20 protein-coding genes are annotated in these 25,940 nt (G+C 44.2%); 9 read left to right on the plus strand and 11 right to left on the minus strand.

Features of this window, described 5'->3' with window-relative positions; genetic code table 11:
* Window positions 1–10 precede the first annotated feature (10 nt).
* The 3 genes from ACKLNH_RS10615 to ACKLNH_RS10625 form a co-directional block, all read right to left on the minus strand.
* On the minus strand, window positions 11–1,108 hold the full coding sequence (locus tag ACKLNH_RS10615; protein WP_413112232.1) for an ABC transporter substrate-binding protein: 1,098 nt from the start codon (window positions 1,106–1,108) through the stop codon (window positions 11–13).
* Between the two features lie 407 nt (window positions 1,109–1,515).
* Entirely contained in the window at window positions 1,516–2,889 is a 1,374-nt protein-coding gene (gene pntB, locus ACKLNH_RS10620) for a Re/Si-specific NAD(P)(+) transhydrogenase subunit beta (protein ID WP_413112363.1), read from the minus strand.
* 143 nt (window positions 2,890–3,032) lie between these two features.
* A complete protein-coding gene (locus ACKLNH_RS10625; protein WP_413112233.1) occupies window positions 3,033–4,565 on the minus strand; it encodes a Re/Si-specific NAD(P)(+) transhydrogenase subunit alpha in 1,533 nt (510 codons plus the stop codon).
* 905 nt (window positions 4,566–5,470) lie between these two features.
* On the opposite strand from ACKLNH_RS10625, the gene ACKLNH_RS10630 reads away from it, so the two are divergent.
* From ACKLNH_RS10630 to rarD, 6 genes are all read left to right on the plus strand, one after another.
* Window positions 5,471–5,641 carry a XapX domain-containing protein gene (locus ACKLNH_RS10630; protein WP_413112234.1) on the plus strand — a complete coding sequence of 57 codons (171 nt, stop codon included), beginning with the start codon at window positions 5,471–5,473 and terminating at the stop codon, window positions 5,639–5,641.
* A gap of 30 nt (window positions 5,642–5,671) precedes the next feature.
* On the plus strand, window positions 5,672–6,382 hold the full coding sequence (deoD, locus tag ACKLNH_RS10635) for a purine-nucleoside phosphorylase (RefSeq protein ID WP_413112235.1): 711 nt from the start codon (window positions 5,672–5,674) through the stop codon (window positions 6,380–6,382).
* A 22-nt stretch (window positions 6,383–6,404) separates the two neighbouring features.
* Window positions 6,405–7,880, plus strand: coding sequence for a transposase (locus tag ACKLNH_RS10640; protein ID WP_413112236.1), 1,476 nt, complete (start codon window positions 6,405–6,407; stop codon window positions 7,878–7,880).
* Between the two features lie 509 nt (window positions 7,881–8,389).
* Window positions 8,390–9,340 carry a transaldolase gene (gene tal, locus ACKLNH_RS10645; RefSeq protein ID WP_413112237.1) on the plus strand — a complete coding sequence of 317 codons (951 nt, stop codon included), beginning with the start codon at window positions 8,390–8,392 and terminating at the stop codon, window positions 9,338–9,340.
* Between the two features lie 72 nt (window positions 9,341–9,412).
* On the plus strand, window positions 9,413–11,413 hold the full coding sequence (gene tkt, locus ACKLNH_RS10650) for a transketolase (protein ID WP_413112238.1): 2,001 nt from the start codon (window positions 9,413–9,415) through the stop codon (window positions 11,411–11,413).
* A 221-nt stretch (window positions 11,414–11,634) separates the two neighbouring features.
* Window positions 11,635–12,555 (plus strand): EamA family transporter RarD, encoded by a 921-nt coding sequence (rarD, locus tag ACKLNH_RS10655; RefSeq protein ID WP_413112239.1) that lies wholly within the window; start codon window positions 11,635–11,637, stop codon window positions 12,553–12,555.
* A 33-nt stretch (window positions 12,556–12,588) separates the two neighbouring features.
* Here rarD and ACKLNH_RS10660 read toward each other — a convergent pair whose 3' ends face one another.
* From ACKLNH_RS10660 to ACKLNH_RS10695, 8 genes are all read right to left on the minus strand, one after another.
* Window positions 12,589–12,858, minus strand: a complete 270-nt coding sequence (locus ACKLNH_RS10660; protein ID WP_413112240.1) for a hypothetical protein — start codon at window positions 12,856–12,858, stop codon at window positions 12,589–12,591.
* Window positions 12,859–12,991: 133 nt separating this feature from the next.
* A complete protein-coding gene (locus ACKLNH_RS10665; RefSeq protein WP_413112241.1) occupies window positions 12,992–13,474 on the minus strand; it encodes an acyl-CoA thioesterase in 483 nt (160 codons plus the stop codon).
* 113 nt (window positions 13,475–13,587) lie between these two features.
* Window positions 13,588–15,012 (minus strand): basic amino acid/polyamine antiporter, encoded by a 1,425-nt coding sequence (locus tag ACKLNH_RS10670; protein ID WP_413112242.1) that lies wholly within the window; start codon window positions 15,010–15,012, stop codon window positions 13,588–13,590.
* 170 nt (window positions 15,013–15,182) lie between these two features.
* Complete coding sequence (locus tag ACKLNH_RS10675) at window positions 15,183–15,611, minus strand: GNAT family N-acetyltransferase (protein WP_413112243.1); 429 nt, start codon at window positions 15,609–15,611, stop codon at window positions 15,183–15,185.
* Window positions 15,612–15,818: 207 nt separating this feature from the next.
* Entirely contained in the window at window positions 15,819–16,745 is a 927-nt protein-coding gene (locus ACKLNH_RS10680) for an isoaspartyl peptidase/L-asparaginase (protein WP_413112244.1), read from the minus strand.
* A gap of 118 nt (window positions 16,746–16,863) precedes the next feature.
* A complete protein-coding gene (locus tag ACKLNH_RS10685; RefSeq protein WP_413112245.1) occupies window positions 16,864–18,666 on the minus strand; it encodes a sodium:solute symporter family protein in 1,803 nt (600 codons plus the stop codon).
* A 9-nt stretch (window positions 18,667–18,675) separates the two neighbouring features.
* Entirely contained in the window at window positions 18,676–20,697 is a 2,022-nt protein-coding gene (locus ACKLNH_RS10690; protein ID WP_413112246.1) for an alpha-L-fucosidase, read from the minus strand.
* A gap of 57 nt (window positions 20,698–20,754) precedes the next feature.
* Window positions 20,755–21,513: a DeoR/GlpR family DNA-binding transcription regulator gene (locus tag ACKLNH_RS10695; RefSeq protein ID WP_413112247.1), complete on the minus strand. Its 759-nt coding sequence runs from the start codon at window positions 21,511–21,513 to the stop codon at window positions 20,755–20,757.
* Window positions 21,514–21,950: 437 nt separating this feature from the next.
* On the opposite strand from ACKLNH_RS10695, the gene fucI reads away from it, so the two are divergent.
* From fucI to ACKLNH_RS10710, 3 genes are read left to right on the plus strand one after another with little or no spacing between them, the layout of a single operon-like run.
* Window positions 21,951–23,717, plus strand: a complete 1,767-nt coding sequence (gene fucI, locus ACKLNH_RS10700; protein ID WP_413112248.1) for an L-fucose isomerase — start codon at window positions 21,951–21,953, stop codon at window positions 23,715–23,717.
* A 14-nt stretch (window positions 23,718–23,731) separates the two neighbouring features.
* On the plus strand, window positions 23,732–25,222 hold the full coding sequence (gene fucK / locus ACKLNH_RS10705; protein ID WP_413112249.1) for an L-fuculokinase: 1,491 nt from the start codon (window positions 23,732–23,734) through the stop codon (window positions 25,220–25,222).
* The gene (locus ACKLNH_RS10710) at window positions 25,215–25,856 is read left to right on the plus strand and encodes an L-fuculose-phosphate aldolase (protein ID WP_413112250.1); all 642 of its coding nucleotides are present in this window, start codon (window positions 25,215–25,217) and stop codon (window positions 25,854–25,856) included. Before fucK ends, ACKLNH_RS10710 begins: the two co-directional genes overlap by 8 nt.
* Window positions 25,857–25,940: the final 84 nt, after the last annotated feature.

Below are 25,940 nucleotides of genomic sequence, written 5' to 3' on the forward strand. Positions count from 1 at the left end.
TCTTTATTACTTAGAATTGAGCCTGAAATAGCCAAGAACCTTGATAATCGACAGGTAAAAACTTTTCATGGAATTTTATAAGGTTTGCTTCTGCATCAACCCCTTCCATTTTATCAGGATAGAATTGAGCAGCCATAAACTGAATAGCAGAAAAATCCATCAAACTTCTCGCTAAACCATGGTGTACACCATAGAGTTGTCCTGACTTAACCGCCGATATATCCGACCAACCTAAACGATTCTTGTATGAAACAAGCACATTATTTGCGTCAGACTGATTAATAATGTATCCCATTGATAGTGCATCTGGATTTTTAACCCAGTGTGAGCCTGTGATGAAAATGTGTTCCGGGTTGCTGAAAAGAACTTTTTCAGACGTTAGCGTGCCATTCTTTCCCGCCTTAATCACGCCATCTGCAATGTTTTTACCTCCGGCGGTGTCCCCCATTTGCCCCCAAACAACTTTTGACCATGTTTCATCTTGGTTTAGCGCTCCCTTTTGGCCTTTTTCTACATAATAATTGGGCTGTTGATTAACTTGACCTACTCGGGCAATAACATCATTAATTTGTTCTCGATAGAAGGTAACAATATCTTCTGCTCGATCCACCTTTCCTATGACATGACCAATGGCAATCGTGCTTGTAATATGGCTTTCAAGTTTTTGACTTGCATAGTCAGTAACAACAAGTTCAATGTTTGCATCTTGAAACTGTTTCTTTTGTACCTCAGAAATAGCATCGTACTGCCACATTGGCAAAATCATGACCTCTGGAGCAAGAGCTATTGCTTGTTCCATATAAAAGTCGCCGTAACGAAGAAGCCCAACATCTTCAATTTCTTCTATTTCAGGGCAAACTTTAGCATAGTGATTCCAAATTCCATTACGCCATCCATACCACGCTTTTTTACCAATGCCTACAACACGTTCAAAACACTCCTCACCAGCAACGGCAGCATAGTCGGTATAGTTGTATAAGATGGCAACTCTTTCTGCTGGCTTCTCTAGCGTGATTTCTCTATTTGCTGCATCGGTAAACGTAATTGGGCTCGCAGCACAAGTAAGACTTACCGATACTATCAGCAATAGAAGTCCTTTTTTGAACATTAGATTTCCTTTTTATTTGTCGTTATCCATTGAATATAGATATCTCGTTAAGATTATATCTTTCTTTATTACTTTCAATGATCTAACCCAATTTAATCAGATCATTTTGACAATATCTTAGGAACATATAGAGAAGAACAATACAAAAGAAGGTGAGAGAGTGCTAGGTTTGGGATGAAAGCGACATATCATGACAACTCCAGAACGTTTCTGTTCGTGCGTAAATAGCAAAGCAGCGGAGAGATAGTGCGTTCTCGTCATAACTTACCAGCGGATAAGTTAGATCAGTATGCGGTCTACTGCAAAGACCGTTAGCCTAAACGAAAAAAACCAGCAGCGTTTCCGCTACTGGTTCATCTCATGCAATTTATGCCAATAATTGCTTTTAACTTAACCCATATAGAGCGTTAAGCCGCTAGTGCTTTTGCAATCGCACTAACACTCTCTTTCGCATCGCCAAATAGCATTTGCGTATTCTCTTTGAAGAAGAGTGGGTTCTGAACCCCAGCATAACCGGTCGCCATTGAACGTTTAAAGACTACAACGTTCTCTGCATTCCAAACTTCCAGCACTGGCATGCCGGCAATAGGAGAGCCTTCTTCTTTCGCCGCAGGGTTCACCGTGTCGTTCGCGCCAATCACCAATACCGTTGTCGTATCATCAAAATCGTCATTGATTTCGTCCATTTCCAATACGATATCGTAAGGCACTTTTGCTTCAGCCAACAACACGTTCATATGCCCTGGTAAACGCCCTGCCACAGGGTGGATACCGAAACGAACATTCACACCCAGTGCACGCAATTTCTCGGTAATTTCCTGTACCGGGTACTGTGCTTGCGCCACTGCCATGCCATACCCTGGGGTAATAATCACGTTCTTGGAGTTTTTCAACATATCTGCCACTCGGTCGGCGTCAGTGACTTGATATTCACCTTCAACAACCTCCCCTGTGGTTGTGCCTTCTGCTGCACCAAAACCACCAGCAATGACAGACAAAAACGATCGGTTCATCGCTTTACACATAACGAAACTCAAAATTGCGCCCGATGAGCCCACTAGCGCACCAATCACAATTAACAGATTGTTACCTAGTAACAGGCCTGTTGCTGCACCAGCCCAACCAGAATAAGAGTTTAACATCGATACCACGACTGGCATGTCTGCACCGCCGATAGACATGACAAGGTGAACACCAAATGCAACGGCAATAACTGACATAATAAGCAACGGCCAAACAGTCGCTTCAGCGCCGGCAGACACAAAGCTCAACATCAGAACAGTCACAACAATCAGAGCGACTAAGTTCATCTTATGGCGATGTGGCAAGGTTAATGCGCTCGATTTCACTTTACCGTTGAGCTTACCCCAAGCAACCAACGAACCAACAAAGGTAACAAGGCCAATGAAAACCCCAAGGTAAACCAGAGTTGAGTTAATGCCCAGCATGACCGGATCAGTAATGGCATTATCAGCAAAGCTATTAAAACCGATAAACACCGCAGCTAAACCACCAAAACTATTAAGAATAGCCACCATTTCTGGCATGGCCGTCATTTCAACTTTGTTGGCCCAGCGCACCCCAAGTAAACCACCACCCAGCATCGCCGCTAGAATATAGCCAAGGTTAGACACCTGATCGCTCGCCAGTGTCGCAACTAAGGCAACCACCATACCAGCAATACCAACGTAAATACCACGTTGCGAGGTTTCCTGTTTTGACAAACTCCCTAAGCTCAAAATAAACAAAACTGCGGCTACAAGATAGCTGGCTTCTACCATTGCACTGGACTCACCTAGCGCTGAAGTTGAGTTTAATACAACACTTTCTGCCGCTTGCTCGACAGCAATAGCGCTTTGTTTGATTTGTTCTACAGCATCTTGGATTGCTGTTAATGCTTCATTCGACATAGTTTTCACAACCCTTATTTCTGGAACATTTTAAGCATGCGTTGAGTAACGGCAAAGCCGCCAGCAATATTAACGGTGGCTACAAACGTGGCAAAGAACGCTAAGATCATTACCACAGCACTCGCCGATCCCATCTGCAACAACGCACCAACAATAACAATGCCCGAAATGGCATTGGTTACAGACATCAACGGCGTGTGCAAAGACGCTGTCACATCCCAGATTAAGTAATAACCAATCACACAAGCTAAGGCGAAAACCATTAAATGGTTGAGAAATTCAGCAGGAACAACACCCGCTAACGAGGTATAAGCAATGGCGCCAACAACCCCTAAGCCAATTTTGGGTAAAATGGATTTTTTCTTCGGCTCTACCGGCGCCTCAATAACTTTAACCTCAGGTTGAGGAGCAGCTGCGACTTGAATTGGTGGCGCGGGCCAAGTGACTTCGCCCTCTTTTATAACGGTGACGCCACGAATAACAACATCATCAAAATTAATGGTAATGTTGCCTTCTTTCTCAGGTGCCAGTAATTTAAGGAGGTTAACCAAGTTTGTTCCATAAAGCTGAGAAGCCTGTGCGGCTAAGCGCCCCGCCAAATCAGTATAACCAATGATTTTTACGCCGTTCTCGGTCAACGTGAGTTGCTCTTTTTGTGTCAGCTCACAGTTACCACCCGTTGCCGCAGCCAAATCAACGATAACGCTACCCGGCTTCATTGATTCAACCATTTCTGCAGTAATTAAGCGCGGCGCTGGCTTCCCTGGAATCAATGCCGTGGTAATAATGATATCGACCTCTTTTGCCTGTTCGGCAAATAGCTTCATCTCAGCATCGATAAACGCTTTACTCATTACCTTGGCGTAGCCGTCACCGTTACCGGTATCCTCTTCTTCGAAATCAAGTTCAAGAAACTCCGCGCCCATTGAGTTAATTTGCTCTTTTACCTCTGGACGGGTATCAAAAGCTCGAACAACGGCACCAAGGCTCCCTGCCGCACCGATCGCGGCAAGTCCGGCAACACCGGCCCCAATCACCAAGACTTTTGCAGGTGGAACTTTACCAGCAGCAGTAATTTGTCCCGTAAAGAAGCGGCCAAATTCGTTCGCAGCTTCTACCACTGCACGATAGCCAGCGATATTGGCCATTGAACTTAACGCATCCAAAGATTGAGCACGTGAAATCCGAGGCACAGCGTCCATCGCCATCACATTGATATTTCTTTGCGATAACTTGGTCATTAGTGCTTCATTTTGGGCGGGCCAAATGAAGGAGATTAAGGTTGCACCGTCTTGTAATAATGCAATTTCTTCGTCGAGTGGCGCATTGACTTTTAACACGATGTCACTCGCCCAGACCATGTCGGCATCTGAAATAACTTCAGCACCTGCGTTCTGGTAGGCGTTGTCCATAAAGCTTGCCTTATCACCGGCTCCCGCTTCTACTACTACGCTAAACCCAAGCTTTATTAATTGTTCTATAGTTGCTGGCGTTGCAGCTACGCGAGTCTCGTGACTCAAACACTCTCTTGGTATACCTACTTGCATAATTATTCCATTTAAATATTAAAACACGCCTCAAGAACATGATGGCAACTGTTCTGTAAGACTTAGCCCCAACGGACTGTACAAGGTTGGAGTTAATGCCTATCGTTGTAATATAACTTCAAACATACATTATCAACATGTCGTTAACATGACGCGATGAGCCAATGTTATTATCAAATCCATCAGCTTTGAACGACTAAATCTCAAAAAGTTATGCTGGTGAATATGGCGTTTTTACAACTAAATATTAGAGAAGGGGGTATACAAAGAATCACGCTTTATGAGGTACAAGCCTGATTTTATGGACATCCTCTGTCTCTTCATTCAATGTGCGTCACATCACACACTGAGTACAATCGCCTAATTTGCGGCATTTAGACGCTAAAGTAAATAGTTAACTGGTAATACCTTATTCTTCCTCTACAACAGCTGACAATGGAGAAACGTATCCAGAATAAATTGTTAATAATTTTGAGCTAATTACAACATAAAGAATACAGGACCGCACCTGTCGTCAACCTGACAATCACAATTAGCACAACACACAGCTTATGCATAAACACCCAACCCATCAGCACATTTTAGTCACTTCAGTTACAGGCGCGTTGCGGGGAAGGGTTTGCCCTTCGATGTAATCGATTACATCGGCAGCTTGCCTATATTTCACTCATAAAGATGAAGAGTACTCATATGGGCTTAAAAAACGGCGATAATTCTGAAGTATAAACATCACACGCAAACGATTAACACCCCACAAACAACACAATTGGTAAACATGCGCAAAATTCATACAGCTCTCGTTCGGTTATGTGAATTAGATCACAAGGTAAAACGACGCAACCCCTAAACTATTATTCAGTTTCCAGTGACACCAATTAGTCACACCAAGACTCAAAGGAAAAGAAATGAACGAATTACTACTTGCGACATTTGCCGGCCTTGTTGTAGGACTACTCTTTAGTGCAATAAAACTACCTTTACCTGCTCCACCGGTGCTGCCTGGTATTATGGGTATTGTTGGTGTTTATCTAGGTGGTACGGCGTATCACGCAATTGTTGAACGTTTCTTTTCTTAATCACAATAGGCTTAACAAGGATTCTCGAATATGACTACACCACATATCAATGCGAAATCAGGCGCGTTTGCTGAAACGGTTCTAATGCCTGGAGACCCACTTCGAGCAAAATTTATTGCCGAAAACTACCTTGAAAACGCTGAACTCGTTTGCGATGTTCGTAACATGTACGGCTACACGGGTACTTATAAAGGCCAACGCGTATCTGTAATGGGCCATGGCATGGGTATTCCTTCTTGCTCTATTTACGTTCATGAATTGATCAAAGAGTACGGTGTTAAAAACATTATCCGTGTTGGTAGTTGTGGTGCAGTACATGACGATGTAAAACTGATGGATGTCATTGTTGCCATGGGCGCATCGACAGATTCTAAAGTTAACCGTATTCGTTTTAATAACCATGATTTCGCAGCCATTGCTGATTTCACTTTACTAGAAAATGCGGTTAATGCTGCGCGTGCACAAAATGTGTCAGTTCGTGTTGGAAACGTGTTCTCTGCTGATTTATTTTATAGCCCTGAAGCAGATCTTTTCGATAAAATGGAAAGCCTTGGGATCTATGGCGTAGATATGGAAGCTGCTGGTATTTATGGTGTTGCTGCTGAATTAGGGGCGAAGGCACTGACAATTCTAACCGTGTCTGACCACATTAAGCGTGGTGAAAAGCTGAGTTCAGAAGATCGTCAAAAATCATTTGATGAAATGATGCGAGTTGCTCTGGAGACGACGCTAACTATTTAATTTAGCTTTAAGGGGATGATTTGTGAGCACAGGGAAGCTACCGTTGCCGGCAGATGGATTACAACTAAATTTTTGTAAAACATTGGCGTGTCGAAATTTTGGTTTAGAAGATGAGCAATATTATATTTTGCAACATTCAAACCCATCTCGACCAGCGATGATATGCAGAGAGTGCGGTGCATTTCCTCCCCTACTTTCCAATATAGAAGTAAAGCATGAAGCTCAGCGTCAAGCCTCGCTTGATCGCCTGCCCGGCTGTACCAATGAACAATGTCAGCATTATTCGACCCCCGCGGTACTCTACCCTGAACTATATCAACATTTTGGTTATAGCGGGTTACGCCAGCGCTTGCGTTGCAAACATTGCAGAACAACCTTTACTGATCCATTTTCAGCGCCAAATAGCCATCTCGATATCCACGCTAAAATCATTGAGCAATTGGTACAATCAAAACCTGTGCGGGATATTTGTCGCGAGTTAAGCCTCAACCCAAAGAGTTTTTATCACCACTTGCAGTTAATCGCGCAACGGTGTCAGCATGTCAGCGCCATTTTCCAACATGCCATACTGCGCCACAAACCATTACAGCACTTATCCGTTACCATCAATGAGCTTCAACCCAAAAGCCATAATGGCGTTGACTGGCTAACAATTGCAGATGAAGAGAGTGGTTACATTCTTTCGCAAAGCACTAATTATGAGAATCTTATTGCACCACCAGAATGTGGGCAACATAATCCTTTTGACTCAAACTGCCAGTATTTGCCATTAGATAGTGTTAACCATGGTGAAGCAAATCCATCTATATGGCCAGAACAGCTGTTAAGCCGAATTGAAGGCAGATACAGACAAATTATGAGCCGCCACAACGTAGAAGAGCCTTTACACCAAAGTGATTTTTATCGCTATCCAAATAACGGCAGCCTAATTCGTAGCCAATATATGGTTTATGGGCATTTCCTGCACCTAAAACCCTTTTTAAACATAGACAACACGGCACTTTACTTACCGCAAGAGCCACTATTGCGCTCTGCCATCGTCTCAATCTTTAAACAAGAAGTCGCCAATGGTTCACTCTCACCCGTTTATGTCGAATCAATCGGTGAAATGGACCAACCTAGCGACAAGGTAGATATCGTATTAGTGGGATGGTGGCGTGACAGATGGGCGATTAATCGTAACGCCAAAGGCAGTAAAGGGATTTGTCATTTAGGGAAACAAGTGGGTAGAGAAAAGCATTGGTTAGCGCAAGCAAGGCTAGACAAGAATAAACGCTATGTCGATAACTATCGGCACTATTTTCATGCGTACCTTGACGAACCACGCCGCTACTCGCACCCAATGATGCTACAACACCTATTAAGTATCTATCAAAGTTTGCACAACCTAACGGCAGTGTTCAATCAACCTGCGGCGCAAAAAGCCAATATTTTATCAACCCCGCTAAGCATAAACGCACTTCTCAGCAAAGGTAATCCTCACCAATCAGGCCAGTAACAATTGCATTATTGTCTGCTGCAATTGCTCACCTCGTTAACGAATCCGCATTCGTCACCAAAAAATAAAGCGTGATCTCGCACACGCTTAACTCTCAACTTTCCTAATAATATAGGTTTAAACATTCTAAACTATCCAAACAGCATACACCGTTGTCGCCCCCTACAAACTTTTAACATCACAGCACCCCTCAAATGATCTCCACGCTGAACAAATGAACAGAATTGAAACTTAAGGGAAAATTTAGCCGAACAATATCTTTGCAATTAAAATCAACCACTTACAGAAATAACAATAGACTTTGTAAGGTGTTGTCATTGACATGATAGCGTTAAATTTGCAAAACTAACCATACATAAGTTCACAACAGATCCAAACGAACACTTCGTTTTACCATGAACATTTCATTTTGTTAAATGCATGTGGGCGTTTTTTTGAGCTATACAGTATGCTAGCTATGTAGCATTGCTAACGCTAACGGATCATCAGCCAATACAAGGTCGTCAGGTATGAGTAATAAACTAGAACAACTACGCCAATTCACCACCGTCGTCGCAGATACAGGCGATATTGAAGCTATTAGAAAATATCAACCTCAAGATGCCACGACCAACCCTTCACTTATACTCAAAGCGGCACAGATCGAAGAGTATGCGCCTCTTATCGATCAAGCGATTGCATGGGCAAAACAGCAGAGTGACGATAAAGCACAACAAATTGAAGACACAGCAGACATGCTTGCGGTCAATATCGGTAAAGAAATCTTGAGCGTCGTCCCTGGCCGCATTTCCACAGAAGTTGACGCATGCCTTTCTTATGATACTCAAGCCAGCGTAGAAAAAGCGCGCAAGTTGATTAAGCTGTATAACGATGCTGGCATTAGCAATGATCGTATTTTAATTAAACTGGCATCAACTTGGGAAGGCATTCGCGCAGCCGAAATTCTTGAGAAAGAAGGCATCAACTGTAACCTAACTCTTCTGTTCTCTTTCGCTCAAGCGCGTGCATGTGCTGAAGCTGGCGCTTTCCTGATTTCACCATTCGTTGGCCGCATCATGGATTGGTACAAAGCGAAAGAAGGCCGAGACTTTGAAGCACAAGAAGATCCAGGCGTAGTATCAGTTACTCGCATCTATAACTATTACAAAGCAAATGGTTATAACACCGTTGTTATGGGAGCCAGCTTCCGCAATACCGGGGAAATATTGGAACTCGCGGGTTGCGACCGTCTAACTATTAGCCCGCAGTTACTGCAAGAACTGACAGAAGCACAAGGTGTAGTTGAACACAAACTTATCCCAGATGTTGAACCACAGGAGCGCCCAGAACCAATGACACATGCGCAATTCCTGTGGGAACACAATCAAGACCCAATGGCTGTTGAGAAACTGGCTGAAGGTATCCGCAACTTTGCCATTGACCAAGGTAAACTTGACGCAATGATTGCGGAAAAACTATAACTAATTCAAAAGAGTGCAGCGTTAACCGCTGCATTTTTCTATCATTACAGAATAACTTTGTTAGGTATTAATATGGAACGTAAAGTGCTAGCCAATGCGATTCGTGCTCTTAGTATGGATGGCGTTCAAAAAGCCAACTCCGGCCATCCAGGTGCACCAATGGGAATGGCTGACATTGCCGAAGTTTTATGGCGTAGCCACCTTAATCACAACCCGGCGAATCCTAACTGGGCAGACCGCGATCGGTTCGTTTTGTCTAATGGACATGGGTCAATGCTGATCTACTCTTTGCTTCATCTTTCTGGCTATGACTTGCCAATTGATGAGCTAAAGAACTTCCGCCAGCTTCACTCTAAAACCCCTGGACATCCAGAATACGGCTACGCACCTGGTATTGAAACCACGACAGGACCATTAGGGCAAGGCATCACCAATGCTGTTGGTATGGCGATAGCCGAAAAGTCCTTAGCCGCTCAATTTAACCGTGACGAACATACGGTTGTCGACCACTTTACCTATACCTTCCTTGGCGATGGTTGCTTGATGGAAGGCATTTCCCATGAAGCGTGTTCACTGGCAGGCACATTAGGGTTAGGCAAACTGATCGCTTTCTGGGATGACAATGGCATTTCTATCGATGGCGAAGTAGAAGGATGGTTTACCGACGACACTGCCAAGCGCTTTGAGTCCTATGGCTGGCACGTTATTCCAGCGGTTGATGGCCACGACAGTGACGCGATCAATGCTGCAATTGAAGCCGCTAAAAGTGACACAACACGACCAACTTTAATTTGCTGCAAAACCATTATCGGCTTTGGTTCACCAAACAAAAGTGGTTCTCACGATTGCCATGGTGCACCACTAGGCGATGCAGAAATAGCGGCGGCACGAGAGTTCCTTGGTTGGGAGCACGCGCCATTTGAGATTCCTTCAGATATTTATGCGAGCTGGAATGCCAAAGAGACAGGTGAGATTAAAGAGCAGGCGTGGAACGAAAAGTATGCAGCGTACGCGAAGGCGTATCCTGAATTGGCTGCAGAGTTCAAACGCCGAGTAGAGGGTGAGCTTCCGCAAGAATGGGAGCAAAAGACAAAGGATATTATTGCTGATTTACAAGCAAATCCAGCCAATATCGCATCACGTAAAGCATCACAAAATACACTAGAAGCGTTTGGTCAACTGTTACCTGAATTTATGGGAGGGTCTGCAGACCTTGCTCCATCCAATCTCACCATGTGGTCAGGTTCTGTGCCTGTCACGGCGGACGACGCATCAGGAAACTACATCCATTATGGTGTGCGTGAGTTTGGTATGACCGCCATTATCAATGGTATTGCGTTACATGGTGGTTTTATTCCTTATGGCGCAACCTTCCTGATGTTTATGGAGTACGCTCGCAATGCAATGCGCATGGCTGCATTGATGAAAGTACAGAATATTCAAGTCTATACTCATGATTCTATTGGCTTAGGTGAAGATGGACCAACCCACCAGCCTGTCGAGCAAATAGCATCATTACGCCTTACGCCAAATATGAGCACGTGGCGACCTTGTGACCAAGTAGAATCAGCTGTGGCTTGGAAATATGCCATTGAGCGCAAAGATGGTCCAACATCACTGATCTTCTCGCGTCAAAACTTGGCTCAACAAAAGAGAGATGCGTCTCAATTAGCGGCTGTCGCAAAAGGAGGATATATCCTCCAAGATTGCGCAACAACACCAGAACTTATTCTTATCGCAACAGGATCGGAGGTCGAGTTAGCAATAAATGCCGCTCGTACATTAACCGAACAAGGTAAAGCGGTACGTGTTGTCTCTATGCCAGCAACGGATGTCTTTGAGAGTCAATGTGCAGAGTACAAAGCATCGGTATTACCGCCTAACGTAACAAAGCGTATTGCCATTGAAGCGGGTATTGCGGACTATTGGTACAAATATGTTGGTTTACAGGGCCGTGTTATTGGCATGACAAGCTTTGGTGAATCAGCACCAGCGGGCGAGCTATTTAAAATGTTTGGCTTCACTGAAGAGAACATCGTTAATCAGGCACTCACGCTGCTAAATAACGAATAATTGTACGAAACAACTGACAAGCCAACGCGTGTTGTGCCAAGGTTGTACATCATAATAATCAACGCCGAGCATCTGCTCGGCGTTTTATTGTCTATGACATCAAGCCACCTGCACAATTCGGGCTATTTCATTGTCTTTAAACTATGCAATAGATTATAGGATTATAAGAATAAGCGCGTTACTATAGCACCCTCTCTTCCATGGTTATTATTAGCTAAGAAATGCAAACAAAAAGCTTAGGCAACATACTTGCCGCCACCTCCTTTGCCCTCTGGGGTTTATTGCCGCTCTATTTTCAATTTTTGCCTTCTCCCAATATGGATGAGCTGCTGGCATTGCGTATTTTAGGCTCTGTTCCATTTTGCCTATTACTGGTTATTGCTTTCGAGGGCAAGCTTCCAAGCAAGCAATTGCTGTTAGAAAATAAACGCTCTGTGGCGTTTTCAGCCTTATCAGGGAGTTTAATGTGCGTATCTTGGTATGCGTTTACGTGGGCGATGACCAATGGCCGGGTGCTTGAAGCGAGCCTAGGTTTTTTTATTAATCCTATTATGGTCGTCGCTCTCGGCGTAGTCGTAATGAAAGATCGCCTAACCGAGGGGCAAATTATCGCACTATGCTTAGCAACAATCGGGATCAGTTATCAAATTTGGCAGTATGGTGAGTTACCCATCATTGCACTGATCATGGCCAGCTTTTTTACACTGTATGGTTGGTGTAAAAAGAGCGTCACCTTTCCCGCTATGACGCAGTTATTTTTGGAGTCACTATCACTCGCACCCATCGCCATCCTATTTCTGCTGTTCAAATCTGCAACTGTTGGAACCGTAGCGTTTAATAGTGATTCATTAACGCTAATGCTCTACCTTGGAGCGGCACCTGTCACGCTTCTACCACTCATTTTCTACTCAATGGCGGTAAAACGCACCACACTGACAATGATTGGGCTGATGCAATACATCGAGCCGAGTCTACAATTCTTACTCGCGGTTATTGTGTTTGGTGAGGTATTCGATCAGGTAAAGGCCGTCACATTTGGCTTTATTTGGCTTGGTCTGCTGTTTACAGTTATCGAAGCGGGTATCACGCTACGAAACAGAAGCGTTAACAAACAAGAAAGTGCAGCCAATGCAAAAAGCTAAAGCGCTCTTGGCTGCGTGTGAAAATACTCACATCTAAATAAATAGCTCTGGGCTGAATATTCTGCCCTCTTCTTTATGCCGCTGCTGCGCCAAATCGTCAGCTAGACGGGAGAGGGTATGTTCACAGTTGAAATGCACCTGTTGATTACATTCACCCACACATTTGTCTAAATCATGATTTAGAAGCCAAAGGCAGTATTCTCTTGCATTCTCGGAGTATGGCTCATCTTCCAGAATTAACGTATCCCGGCATACCGAATAGAACAGCTCTCGCCTAACAAAATCGATACTCGTTTCGCTCATATCCCTCTCCGCTATCCCTGCATACAATAAACGTATCCGATACTTAGGCTATGTTGCCACCCGAAGGTTAACAAATTGTGATAACGCATCTACCTAACAGACAATTACTCGGTCAATTTGCACTAAAGATCACCTATTTTAAATACTTGACGTGTGCCTCCATCTCTTCGCCAATTTCTTTTCTCATGTCCATTAATTTTAACGCTGAATCATGTAGGGCAATATCGCGCTCTGTCTGCGGTATCCATTGTGGCACCTTACTCGGCTTACCTAACTCGTCCACTGCAACCATTATCACGATACAGTGTGTCGTAAGACGTTTATCTAGAACCTTAGGGTCGGCGGCTTGTACATCAATCGCAAGGTGCATTGAAGAGGTACCGGTATAGATAATGGCAGCACTGACCTCAACAAGGTTACCCACTAAAATTGGCGAAACAAAACGAATTCCTCCCGCGTAGGCAGTAATGCAGTATTTCCCACTCCAACCAGCCGAGCAAGCATACGCAGCAAGATCGATCCACTTCATCACTGCGCCACCATGTACCTTCCCACCAAAGTTCACATCGCTTGGCTCTGCTAAAAATCGTAGTGTAATTTCACGTTGTCTAGCCACACCTTATCCTCAAGCACGGTTACCTTCTTAAGGATAAACCAATTCTAAGAGAACCATGTGGCTTTAGGTGTCTTATCTTGTTCTATCATTAGCCTAACCAACGACCACAAACGTTATGCATGAAGATACCCTGTGCTCATTAAGTAAATAGAAACAATAGCAGCTAAAAACAGCCCCCACTCTAGCCACTTATCAGCGGTGGTATACACTTGCTCGCCAGCCGCAATCTTTTGTTTATGCGTGTATTTGAAAAACGGAATACCAATCGAATATAAGATCGTCGCCATCAACAGGTACTCAAGGCCCGCAGCAGTGATCAACCAGAGGCAATATAATGAAGCAACGGTCGCAATCAATAAGTAACTCGGCTTAAACCTGTCTAAACCGAGCTCGCTCGGCTTCAATGACAGCTTGACCAAATACAGACAGCTCAATAAATAGCATGGTAAAACCATTACTGATGCGATGTTTATCGCCGCCAGATAGACATTCTCAAAGGCGACCACCACCAAGACGCAGATCTGCATAAATGTCGTAGACACATGCAACGCGGAAGATGGCGCATCATTGCGATTCGTTTTACTTAAAAAAGCTGGAAATTCGCCAACTTTTGCCGCTTCATAAGGGACTTCCGCCACTAGCATGGTCCACGCAACCAACGCACCCAACACTGAAATGAGAACACACACATTCACCAACAAACGACCATTTGGCCCTATTGCATGTTCCAGCAGTGATGCCGCTGAGGGGTTAGATAACTGAGACAGCTCCGACTGCGGTAAAATACCAAACGCTAACACCGATATTAAGCTATACATCAATATCGCCACTAAAAAGCCTATCAATGTTGCTTTACCAACATCAGACTTCTTCTTGGCACGGCCTGACAGAACAACAGCACCTTCAATACCGACAAAACACCATAATGTCACCATCATCGTACTTTGGATCTGTTTAAACAGCGAGCCAAGCGCTGCCTCTTCCCCCCACACATCCACCGTTAATTGTTTCGGCTCAAAGCTATAGATAACAATGCCAACAATGAGAATCAGACCTAACAACTTACCAACAGTGGAAACAATGTTAAGTGCCGACGAGCTGCCTGTACCGCGTAGCGCTATATTGTTCATTCCCCACAATAGAGATGAACATAATATAACGGTCTCAATACCATGATTTAGCAATACAGGGAAAAATAGCCCCAATGAATCATTAATCATGACGGCAAGGGCAACATTGCCCATACAGCTCATCAGCCAATAGCCCCAAGCCGAGTGGAAACCTATGTACTCACCAAACCCTGCCTTCGCGTATGAGAAAATACCTGAATTCAGATCTGATTTATGTGTGGCCAGTACCTTAAAGGTTTGCACCAAAAATAGCATGCCAATGCCGGTAATCAGCCACGATAGTGCAACAGCACCAACTGACGCTTGCTCTGCCATGTTTTGCGGAATGCTAAAGATGCCACTGCCAATCATCGAGCCGAACACGATGGCGATCAGACCAACTAATCCCACTGAATTGTGTTTATTCATTTATCACACTCATAAAAAAGCAGGAGCACACAATGTGTGGCTCCTGCCGGAAATATTCACCGCAATTATATGCAGGTTCTTTGCATAGTGAAAGCAATGATAATAAATCAAAGACTGAATGAGTATAAAAGCGTCAAATGTGGTTGCATCTCCGCCGGGCTGTCTCTTTATCAACGAACCAACGATTTCCTTAATCCAATGCGGCTATGCCCTGTAGGGAAATTTTCAAAACGCGTAAACTCTTCAAAGCCTAAACGCTGATAAAACGCCGGTGCCTGCCAGCTCTGGGTCCACAACCATAGGCCTGACAGCGCTTGAGCGATTGCATACTCTTCTGCCTTCTCTACCAATTGCTTGCCCAATCCTGTCCCGCGACAACTTTCGTCAACCCACAGTTCATCGATATAAAGCCATTCCCACAACAGATCAGCAGTGAGTGCAGCAATCAGGTTGCCTTGATCATCTTGAACCGTCCAATTAAAACTCTCCTTGCGATAAGCTGGCGCCATTTGCGTCTGGCTATGGGACTCAAAACCAGCAGTTAGTTGGCCCTGTTTTTGTGCATCAAGGGCACCTACCGTAAAATCAATCTTGGGCATTCTCTGTCTCTATATTGTAAAATCACTGCGGAGTGCCTATCATTTTTGGCTTGCTAGCAAAAAGCGCACGTTGACGCCAGCAACTCCTAAACTGACACTCAATTTGCTCTGAATAGCCTTGTATGACACGTCTATTCTAGTGCTAACCTTCTACTAAATATGAGTAGATGTAACGTTAAATCTGTATTGTTGATATCAGAACTGCGGCTACTTATACAAATCGTACTTCTCTGCGGTGCACTGTTGTGGTTTATCCATGCCTGATTTATATAACCAGTATTTAATTTCTCCTTCACAGCCAACATTGACGACGCGGTAATTATCATTTTTATCAATGGCGTGAATCACGACCCCACCTAAGAACCCGCCTTTGAGATGAGTTAATTCGACAATGGCCATATCAACAGCCTCGTGCAATGAGTATCCCAATCGCATCGCCATCACAATTGAATATGACGTATTGGCACGAATTGTCATTTCACCTGTATGGGTACAGGCTGCGGCACCATAACGGCTATCGGCATAAAATCCAGCTCCTGCGATCGGAGAGTCGCCTAATCTCCCCGGGTATTTCCACGCCCAACCAGATGTGCTCGTCGCAGTATAAATGCTAGCGCGGCTATCTTTAGAAAGAAACACTGTCGTATCACGTACTTTCTCTGGGTCTGTTATCATCGAGTTCAACGGTGCCAGTTCATATTTAGTAAGATCTGGATTGTCTTCCCCCGTGACATCTTGAACCTTTTTCCACCACGTTTTCTTTGAGTCTTCAAATAACGGATTGGAGCAACTAAACCCCATTTCTGCCGCAAAACGTGTGGCCCCCTCACCCACGAGAATTTCATGATTCAAGTTATCCATCACTTTTCTAGCTATCCGAGTCACATGGTAGTGACCTTTCACCGCACCAACAGCGCCCGTCCTTAACGTATCGCCATCCATCACAGCTCCATCGAACTCCATTTCTCCGAGTAAATTTGGCCATCCGCCATAACCAACACTTCTAATTAGCGGGTTTTCCTCAACTTTTTCAATACCACACATAATCGCATCTAATCCGTTGGCACCAGCTTGCAACTGATCCGCCGCATCATCAATACCTGGCCAAGCTTCTGAGTTTGTTAATAAGATCATAATCTGTCCTTTTTATTATCGATGATTGTCTATATCTATCTATCAGCCATTACCACCAGCTTTTCATACAGAAAAAGGGCTTCTTTGATAAAGAAGCCCTACATTAACTTATGTCTATTTATGCAGTTACTGGTTCAACGACATCATCCGTCAACCCAATTTTACGCATTAGGATAGCAACAACATAGAAGCAGAGGAATGTCGATCCTAACGTAATCGCCAACCAGCTCGCATTGAAGAAGATAAGGTATTTAATTGCCCCCAGCACAAAGAAGACACCGAGTGATGCAACCATTGCTGCCAGTACAGATAAACCAATGTGCTTATCAACATTTACATCAGGATTAGCCGCAGCTATCGGTCCCCAACCAGGGCCACCCGGACGCACTTTGCGATAGAACGCTGAAAGGTGCTCTTCCGGTTCTGGCTTCGTTAACAATGTGACCGTTAACCACACCGCAATCGTAACAAAACAGGTAATAACAATCACATATTCAGTTCGAACATCAAGTACTGAATTAAGCGTTAACGATACCACCAATGACGAGAGCATCGCTGAAATTTCAGTCCATGCATTAATACGCCACCAGAACCAACGCAATAAGAATACTGGCCCTGTACCAGCACCAAGCGCAGCCAGAATTTTCCATGCTTCATCAATCGAAACATCTTGCATTAGGTAAGCAACAATGCCCCCTAAAATAAGTACCACAAAGGTGCCCGCTTTAGATGCTTTCGCATAATGCCTTTCTGATTCACCTTTTCTAACGAAGCGTTTGTAAACATCATTGACTAAGAACGATGCACCCCAGTTAATGATCGAGCTAATCGTTGACATATAAGCAGCAAAGAACACGACCAACATCAAGCCAGCTAGCCCTGGTGGTGATACAGCGGTAATTAGCATTGGATAACCAACACCTGGGTCGCCAGTGCCTGATTCTGCCATTAAGCGTAATTCAGGGAATAGCGCTAGAGCGGCAAATGCAGCAATAATCCAAGGCCAAGGGCGTACACAATAGTTAGCAATGGAGTACCACAACGCTGCTTTTACCGACTCTTTCTCGTTTTTTGTTGAAAGTAGGCGCTGCAGCTGCGCACCACCACCACCCGGCTCATCACCCGGCCCAGATGACGCCCACCAACGCACAAAGATCAAGATAAAGAAGATATCGAGCGGTAACCAAGAGTCTTCACCAAAACCCGGCATCATATCCATTACCTGCGTACTGCCGTAGTTCTCTACCAGTTTTTCCTGCATGACATCAATGCCGCCAATATGTGACACCGCCACCACGGCAAGAATAATACAACCGATCATAGCAACCATAAATTGGAAGAAATCTGTCACAACAACACCCTTCAAGCCCGCCAATAGCGTATAAGCTGCGGTGGCTGCTAATAAGCAAGCGATGATTATCCAATCGATGTGCGGGATACTTCCAACACTGTCAACAAGAACGGTGTGCTTCAAAACATTCACCATTGCGCCCGTTACCCAACCCATCACTATGGTGCAGACGAAAAGTGCGATGTAAGATGCACGGTATCCTCGCAACACTGCAGCAGGCTTGCCGGTATAACGTAACTCAAGAAGTTCGGTATCTGTCACCACTTCAGATCGACGCCACATGCGTGCATACAAAAATGCCACCAACATACCGGACATGGCGGCTGCCCACCAGAACCAGTTACCCGCAAGACCGTCGCGGGCAATAAATGCCGTAATGGCCAACGGGGTGTCTGCGGCAAAGGAGGTAGCAACCATGGACGTACCAGCCATCCACCAAGTTAAGTTCCTTCCAGATACAAAGAAATCACTCATACTCTTACTGGCTTGCTTACGGTAACGTAACCCTATATAGAGCGAGAAAAGAAAATAACTGGCTATTAAAGCCCAGTCGATGGGTGAGAGGATCATATTTGCTCCTTAATAATCTAGGGTAATCAGCTGATAACCGTTTAGCTTTCCAACGGTAATAGTGACGTCACGTTCGGTAATAGTTTGCTGCGTTATTTGTTCACCGGCTCTTGTCGTACTAAGTGTTTTAATGCGTGGCAGGTTTACTTTTATTGTTAAATCGTGCAGCGGAAGTATTGAGTCGACAATCAACAAGTCAGAACATTTTGTTTCCGGCACGTAATGCAGTAAATGCAAAACATAACGCTGTTCGTCTGGTTGATGGTTTAGGGTTACCAACAATGAAGCGGGTCCATTGTGTTCAATTAGTGTCTCTTCAAGTAGTGAACGGCATTGATCAGCCACCAATGAACGCACAGCACGAGGAGCTTTTTGGCCATATAACGTAAACACCGGGTTGCTGAAGTAAGCCGTTCTTTCGGTTCTGACTAGTGCCGGATGAGATACCTTATGGCTTGAAGGTGTATGTTGATGAGAGCAGAAATTCCGCCCTTGACGATTAAAATATGGCGCGTAAGTATCACCGAGTACTTTACTGTTTTCTTTTGCCGCAACTTTCACGCCACCGAGATACATCGCCGTTTCTTCAGCAGGAACTGAATGGTCTTTTGCCAAATGCGATAACTCACCACGAGGGACGAAGTAATCAGGGCTGTAAGGTATCTCGCCTTTAGGGATAACACCTAAATCGGCAATAAGAGACTCAAGGTTATCCTCGGTAAATGGCCCACTGCCAGCAGCCAATAATTTACCGCCATTCGTAACGTAGTTATCTAACCGAGCCGCAATTTCAGGTGTTAGTGGATAATCGTCCACCAAGATTAACAAACGGTAATGCGACAAGTCTGCCAAGCTGTCAATAATATCAAATTGGAAACCAGCTTCTTGTAAGAGCCGAGTAGCCCCAATCAAAGAGCGAGAAACGTCCAAGTCAGCATCAAGGATGCCCTCTTCTGGATTCAATATCGCTAACTCGACAACGGGTACTGCATTGGTACAATAAGGTTCTAGCTCGGCCAATTGATTATATACTCGGCCAATTAACTCATAGCCTGCCTTAGATAGCTGCCCATCCGGGTGCATCTGATCGCCAATGGAACAAGATGCATTAAGTGCATTAATCAAAAAGCACTCATATTCCAATGCCTCTGTATTTTTAAGGGAGTGAAAATCCCCCCAATAAGTATGAAATTTTCCCGTCATACCCATCACTGGCTTGCCAAGCGTTCGTGCGTAACGGCCTACAACAGGAAAGTGATCATAGCCCCAGCCGCCCGAAGGAAGCGATTCCACCTCGATATGCGATAGTGCATCGATAAAACGGTGATAGCCCGGGTGCACATGAGAGGTATTATAATAAACAGTAGCTTCTGGCTTCTTCGAGCGAATTCTTGCCGATAGTTCCTGCTTAAAATCTGCTAATGACTGCGCTGCAAACGCTAGTGTGGCTTTTTCATCTAGTAAGTCGATACCTTGCAGCACCATCTTGTTACGGCAATGCTGACAGTGGCAATCTTTCACATAAGTAATATCGAAAAAGAATCCATCAACGTCATACATCTCTTGTAATTCTGACACTTCTTCAAAAACAAACTGGCGATACGGCGAATTAATGCACAAAAACGTATAAAAACCGTCATGGTAATAACCTGGTTTTGACCAATCCGCCACGATTGGGCCACCATGGCGATCTTGCATACACCATTCTGGATGGCTTTCTGATTGCAACTGATCCCATTGAATCGTTAAATATATCGGCGCTTTAATGCCCGCTTTTTTACACGCTCCTAATTGCTCTGCTAACAAGTCCCTATTGGCTAGGTGAGGATGAATTGCGTCTTGATGCACGTTAGACGGATAGTAAAGCATGCCATGGTGACAGCGCCCAAAGCAAGTGATTGAGTTTACGCCTGCTGTAGATAATTGTTGAATAAAGGTCTCAACATTAAATTCTATAGCCACATCTGGAATTAAACTGCTGGTGTGAAAATCTAGATGGACTTGGCGTTTTGCCAATGCAAACTTATTCATTATATTCCCAATAAATGTTAATAGGTATTACTAATAGTTAATAGAAGCAAAGCATCGCTAAGTGAGACAAAGTACAGCTTGGCTATTTATTTGTTCCAGGTCACCATGATTTAAACTTTGATCACAAATTAACACATCGACCTTATCAAAGGTGGTCAATTGAATGAGACCTCTTCTATTAATTTTGCTGGCGTCTGCCAGTAAAATTACTTGATCTGCTGATTTCATCATTGCTTGCTTTACAGACGCGTTAAATTCGTTTGACTCCCAAACCCCAGTTTTTGGATTAAATGCAGAGCATGATATAAATACTGCATCCAATGAGAGTCGGGACAAGCACTGCATTGTTAAATGCCCATAGAAAGATGCGTATTTCGTTGAATAACTTCCGCCTGTACAAATCACGTGAATATTATCTTTTTTCGATAATAACAAGGTAATCTCTAACGAGTTTGTAACAACCGTTATCGGAATATCTGGAATTACCTGAGCGACATGCCAAGAAGTTGAACTCGCGTCTAAACCAATAACAGATCCTTCCACAACATAGTTAAGAGCATGTAATGCAATGGTTTTCTTACATTCAGTATGATTCCTTTGCCTTTTTGTAAAAGAGTTACCAATATCCTTGTGTTGGATTGGAACAGCACCACCATGTGTCCTTACTAACCTTTTGCTTTTATCTAATAAATTTAGATCACGACGAATAGTTTCAATTGAGACGCCACACAACTTGGAGAGTTCATTTACACTTAACTCTCCATTTACATCCAGTGCCTCTAAAATCTTAGATTGTCTAATTTCATTTTTTTTCATTATAAGCATTAACAAAGAGTACTGAGTGCAAATACCTTACCCAATTCAACCTGCTTTTTGTGCGAATGTTAGTTATTAATAATTTGCTTCATGACCTCCATCACAATTCCTTTGTGATATAAAACCAATATGTGCTGTAGATCACTTCGCAAACCGCCCGAATACGCCAATAAACCACACAAAGCGGTCATTATTATGTGGTATTGACTGCAAACATAAAAAAAACCAATCACAATGCCCAATACGGGCATTCTCGCCGCATTAACGGGCAAAATAATTCCTCAAACTCATTGTTACAATGCTCAATAATTGACTTTGGATCACAATTTACGACGTTCTATTTTGAATTAGATACTAATTAGAACATTAGCTTTTATTATTCTATCTATTCCTTGGGTTATTCCATTACCTATTATCTGAGTCTATTTGAGGTTTTAATGAATACATCAGTATCTTCTCTTCCTAAAATCGGTATTCGACCGACTATTGATGGACGCCGTCAAGGTGTTCGTGAGTCATTAGAGCAACAAACCATGAATATGGCTGTCAATGTCGCCAATTTTTTAGTTAGCTCGTTACGTCATCCGAGCGGCGAAAGCGTTGAGTGCGTCATCGCTGATTCAACCATTGGTGGTGTTGCTGAAGCGGCTGCTTGCGCTGAGAAATTCCGCAGAGAAAATGTCGGACTGACCTTAACCGTTACGCCATGTTGGTGCTATGGTTCAGAAACCATTGATATGGATCCTCACATGCCTAAAGCTATTTGGGGATTTAACGGTACTGAACGCCCGGGTGCAGTCTATCTTGCCGCCGCGCTAGCTGGCCATAACCAGATGGGTCTGCCTGCATTCTCTATTTACAGCCAAGATGTTCAAGATGCCGATGACACGTCAATTCCAGAAGACGTCCAAGAAAAACTGCTCCGTTTTGCACGCGCTGGTTTAACCGTTGCGACCATGCGTGGAAAATCTTACCTCTCAATCGGCTCTGTATCCATGGGCATTGCTGGTTCAATCGTTGATCAATCGTTCTTCCAAGACTATCTGGGAATGCGCAACGAATATGTCGATATGATTGAAATTAAGCGACGCCTTGACCGTGAAGTTTACGACAAAGCAGAGTTTGACTTGGCAATGAGCTGGGTAAGCCAGCACTGTAAAGAAGGCACTGACCCAAATCCGCAAGCGCAGCAATTTAGCGCAGAGGAAAAGCAACAAGTTTGGCAAGATGTGGTGAAAATGACCATGATCTGTCGTGACCTAATGGTCGGTAACCCTGAGTTGAGCAAACTTGGACTTGGAGAAGAAGGGCTGGGCCATAATGCTATCTTGGCAGGATTCCAAGGTCAGCGCCATTGGACCGATCACCTTCCTAACGGCGATTTCATGGAAGCCATTCTCAACTCTAGTTTTGATTGGAATGGCATCCGTGCCCCTCACTTGATGGCGACAGAAAATGACTCTCTCAATGGGGTAAACATGTTGTTCGGCCACTTGCTGTCAGGACAAGCGCAAGTTTTCGCAGATGTACGTACATACTGGAGCGAAGATTCGGTAGAACGAGTGACCGGATATAGACCAGAGAGCGGGTTTATTCATTTAGTAAACTCCGGCTCTGCAGCATTGGATGGTACAGGACAGCAGCGCGATGAAGAAGGCAACCCTGTTATAAAGCCACATTGGGAAGTAAACGAAGCTGATGTGAAGCATTGCCTGGAAAATACACGCTGGCCGGCCGCCGTTAGCGAGTATTTCCGTGGGGGTGGTTTCTCATCGCAGTATCTGACTGAAGGCGGTATGCCATTCACTCTAAGCCGCATCAATATCATTAAAGGCATTGGTCCTGTTTTACAAATTGCTGAGGGTTGGTCTATTGAGCTTCCTGACGACGTCCATAAAACACTCAATGAGCGAACCAATGAAACTTGGCCAACAACGTGGTTCGTCCCACGCTTAGCTGACAACAATGCGTTTAAAGACGTTTATTCGGTTATGGCCAACTGGGGCGCAAATCATGGTGTACTCTCTTATGGTCATGTTGGTTCAGATTTGATTACGCTTGCTTCTATGCTGCGTATTCCGGTTAGCATGCACAATGTCGATGATAGCCAGATTTTCCGTCCAAGCACGTGGAGTGCGTTTGGCATGGATGTCGAAGGGCAAGATTACCGTGCTTGTCAAACCTTTGGTCCACTTTATCGATAAAAGGAACAGTTAGCATGTCTATTCAAGACAATGCTGTCTTAATCCTAGACTGTGGCGCGACCAACGTTCGTGCCATTGTCATCGATTCAGACGGTTCTGTACTGGCATCACACCACATTGCCAACGAAACTCATGTAGATGCGCACACTGGATTCCATCATTGGGATACCGAGCAAATATGGGAGAAGTTCTGTATTTGCAGTCATCAAATTCAAGGAAAAATTGATGTAACGAAAATTGTCGGCATCGCGGTTACCACATTTGGTGTCGATGGCGCGCCGTTTGATCTAAACCAACAGCAGATGGCGCCAGTTATCGCGTGGAAGTGTCCGCGTACGCTTGATGTCATGCAGAAATTGAAACAATACTTAGATCCTGCAACGCTTTATCAGCGCAACGGTATTGGTGATTTTAGTTTTAATACTCTGTATAAGCTCATTTGGATAAAGGAAAATCAGCCCGACCTCTTCAAGGAAATGGATAAATTTGTCTTTATCTCATCCATTTTCACCCATCGCTTGACGGGAAGGCTAACCACTGACTATTCAATGGCTGGCACATCCATGTTAACCGACCTCTCAACTCGCGACTGGTGTAATACGACCCTAGACGCGTTAGGTCTAAATAAAACACGTTTCCCACCACTCGTTGAAGCGGGACAAACGATTGGCCCCTTGTTACCTTCGATTGCAAAGCAGCTCAATTTACCGGCAGGATTACCCGTAATTTCAGCGGGGCACGATACACAGTTTGCCATTTTAGGCTCTGGCGCAGCCCAAAATCAGCCAGTATTGAGCTCTGGGACATGGGAAATATTGATGGCGCGAGTCGAACAGTTCTCGCCACCACTAACCTATCCGTCGCCAACAATGACAACGGAGTTTGATGCTGATAAGCAACTGCTAAATCCAGGTATTCAATGGCTCTCATCTGGTATTTTAGAACCACTGATGAACACCTATTTCCCTAGCCTTGTCGCTGAAAGTAATCGATACCAAACCATCATTGAAGCAGCACAGTGCATACCTGCGGGTTCAAATGGTGTGCAAGTTACACCACACTTTGTCCCTAGTCGCGACCAAGCATGGCATATTACTGGTCTGCAAAAGAACACCCCGCCCGAGGCCATATATCGCGCAGCGTTAGAGGCATTGGCTGTCAAGCTAAATCACAGCTTAAGCGAGCTGGAAACACGCGCTCAGTTTAAAACCAAACAGCTGTTGTGTGTCGGTGGAGGTACAAAAAATAGATTATGGAATCAAATTCGCGCCGATATATTGAATTTACCTATCCATATTGTTAACGAGCCAGAAACAACGGCGATTGGTGCTGCTATGACAGCGTTCTATGGTTTAGGCCAATATACATCGCTAGAAGAAGCACAAAAAAATATGGCTCCAGAACAGATCGTTATCACGCCAGCAACCAATATGTCGATATATCAACAGATGAATATCCACACACTTCACCCATTATCAAAATTAAAAGAAGAAACCTATGTCTAGAGAACATTTAGCTCAGAAAATTATCGATACCTGCCTTAAAATGACTGAATTAGGTTTGAATCAAGGCACCGCTGGTAATGTGAGTGCGAGATATAAAGAGGGGATGCTAATTACCCCTACAGGCATTGCCTATGACCAAATGACGCCCGAACACATCGTTTATGTCGACGACCAAGGTAACTTCGAAGAAGGCAAAATTCCGTCCAGCGAATGGCGCTTCCACCAAGTGGTATATCAAACTCGTGATGACCTACATGCGGTTGTTCATAATCATTCCCTAAATTGTGCTGGCGTTTCTATTTTAAATAAAGCGATCCCAGCAATTCACTATATGGTGGCAGTCGGAGGAGGTCATCAAATCCCTTGCGTTCCTTATGCGACATTTGGAACGCCAGAACTGGCGGACAATGTTGCATCAGTGATGGTGGATTACAAAGCAACGCTTCTTCAACACCATGGTTTAATTGCTGGTGAAGTTAACCTTGATAAAGCACTATGGTTAGCGCATGAGGTGGAAGTGTTGGCAGAACTCTATCTAAAACTACTTCCAACGGGTGAGGTTCCAGTGTTGCCTAGCGACGAAATTGATCGTGTTCTTGAAAAGTTCAAATCTTATGGCTTACGGGTTGAGTAATTCCCATCTTTATAGCGGCTTAATGCCGCTATTTCTCAAAACAAACTTCTCACGATATTTGTAAAGTAGTTGAACGTGTAAAAT

Source organism: Thaumasiovibrio clandestinus (assembly GCF_047250365.1).
Taxonomy (GTDB): domain Bacteria; phylum Pseudomonadota; class Gammaproteobacteria; order Enterobacterales; family Vibrionaceae; genus Thaumasiovibrio.

Bases quoted from the DNA above. Each gene is read 5' to 3' on its own strand.
- ACKLNH_RS10670 (WP_413112242.1), bottom strand. From the start codon at position 15,012: ATGAATAAACACAATTCAGTGGGATTAGTTGGTCTGATCGCCATCGTG.
- ACKLNH_RS10625 (WP_413112233.1), bottom strand. From the start codon at position 4,565: ATGCAAGTAGGTATACCAAGAGAGTGTTTGAGTCACGAGACTCGCGTA.
- ACKLNH_RS10710 (WP_413112250.1), top strand. From the start codon at position 25,215: ATGTCTAGAGAACATTTAGCTCAGAAAATTATCGATACCTGCCTTAAA.
- deoD (WP_413112235.1), top strand. From the start codon at position 5,672: ATGACTACACCACATATCAATGCGAAATCAGGCGCGTTTGCTGAAACG.
- ACKLNH_RS10660 (WP_413112240.1), bottom strand. From the start codon at position 12,858: ATGAGCGAAACGAGTATCGATTTTGTTAGGCGAGAGCTGTTCTATTCG.
- tal (WP_413112237.1), top strand. From the start codon at position 8,390: ATGAGTAATAAACTAGAACAACTACGCCAATTCACCACCGTCGTCGCA.
- ACKLNH_RS10690 (WP_413112246.1), bottom strand. From the start codon at position 20,697: ATGAATAAGTTTGCATTGGCAAAACGCCAAGTCCATCTAGATTTTCAC.
- pntB (WP_413112363.1), bottom strand. From the start codon at position 2,889: ATGGTAGAAGCCAGCTATCTTGTAGCCGCAGTTTTGTTTATTTTGAGC.
- fucI (WP_413112248.1), top strand. From the start codon at position 21,951: ATGAATACATCAGTATCTTCTCTTCCTAAAATCGGTATTCGACCGACT.
- tkt (WP_413112238.1), top strand. From the start codon at position 9,413: ATGGAACGTAAAGTGCTAGCCAATGCGATTCGTGCTCTTAGTATGGAT.
- fucK (WP_413112249.1), top strand. From the start codon at position 23,732: ATGTCTATTCAAGACAATGCTGTCTTAATCCTAGACTGTGGCGCGACC.
- ACKLNH_RS10680 (WP_413112244.1), bottom strand. From the start codon at position 16,745: ATGATCTTATTAACAAACTCAGAAGCTTGGCCAGGTATTGATGATGCG.
- ACKLNH_RS10695 (WP_413112247.1), bottom strand. From the start codon at position 21,513: ATGAAAAAAAATGAAATTAGACAATCTAAGATTTTAGAGGCACTGGAT.
- ACKLNH_RS10630 (WP_413112234.1), top strand. From the start codon at position 5,471: ATGAACGAATTACTACTTGCGACATTTGCCGGCCTTGTTGTAGGACTA.
- ACKLNH_RS10675 (WP_413112243.1), bottom strand. From the start codon at position 15,611: ATGCCCAAGATTGATTTTACGGTAGGTGCCCTTGATGCACAAAAACAG.
- rarD (WP_413112239.1), top strand. From the start codon at position 11,635: ATGCAAACAAAAAGCTTAGGCAACATACTTGCCGCCACCTCCTTTGCC.
- ACKLNH_RS10685 (WP_413112245.1), bottom strand. From the start codon at position 18,666: ATGATCCTCTCACCCATCGACTGGGCTTTAATAGCCAGTTATTTTCTT.
- ACKLNH_RS10615 (WP_413112232.1), bottom strand. From the start codon at position 1,108: ATGTTCAAAAAAGGACTTCTATTGCTGATAGTATCGGTAAGTCTTACT.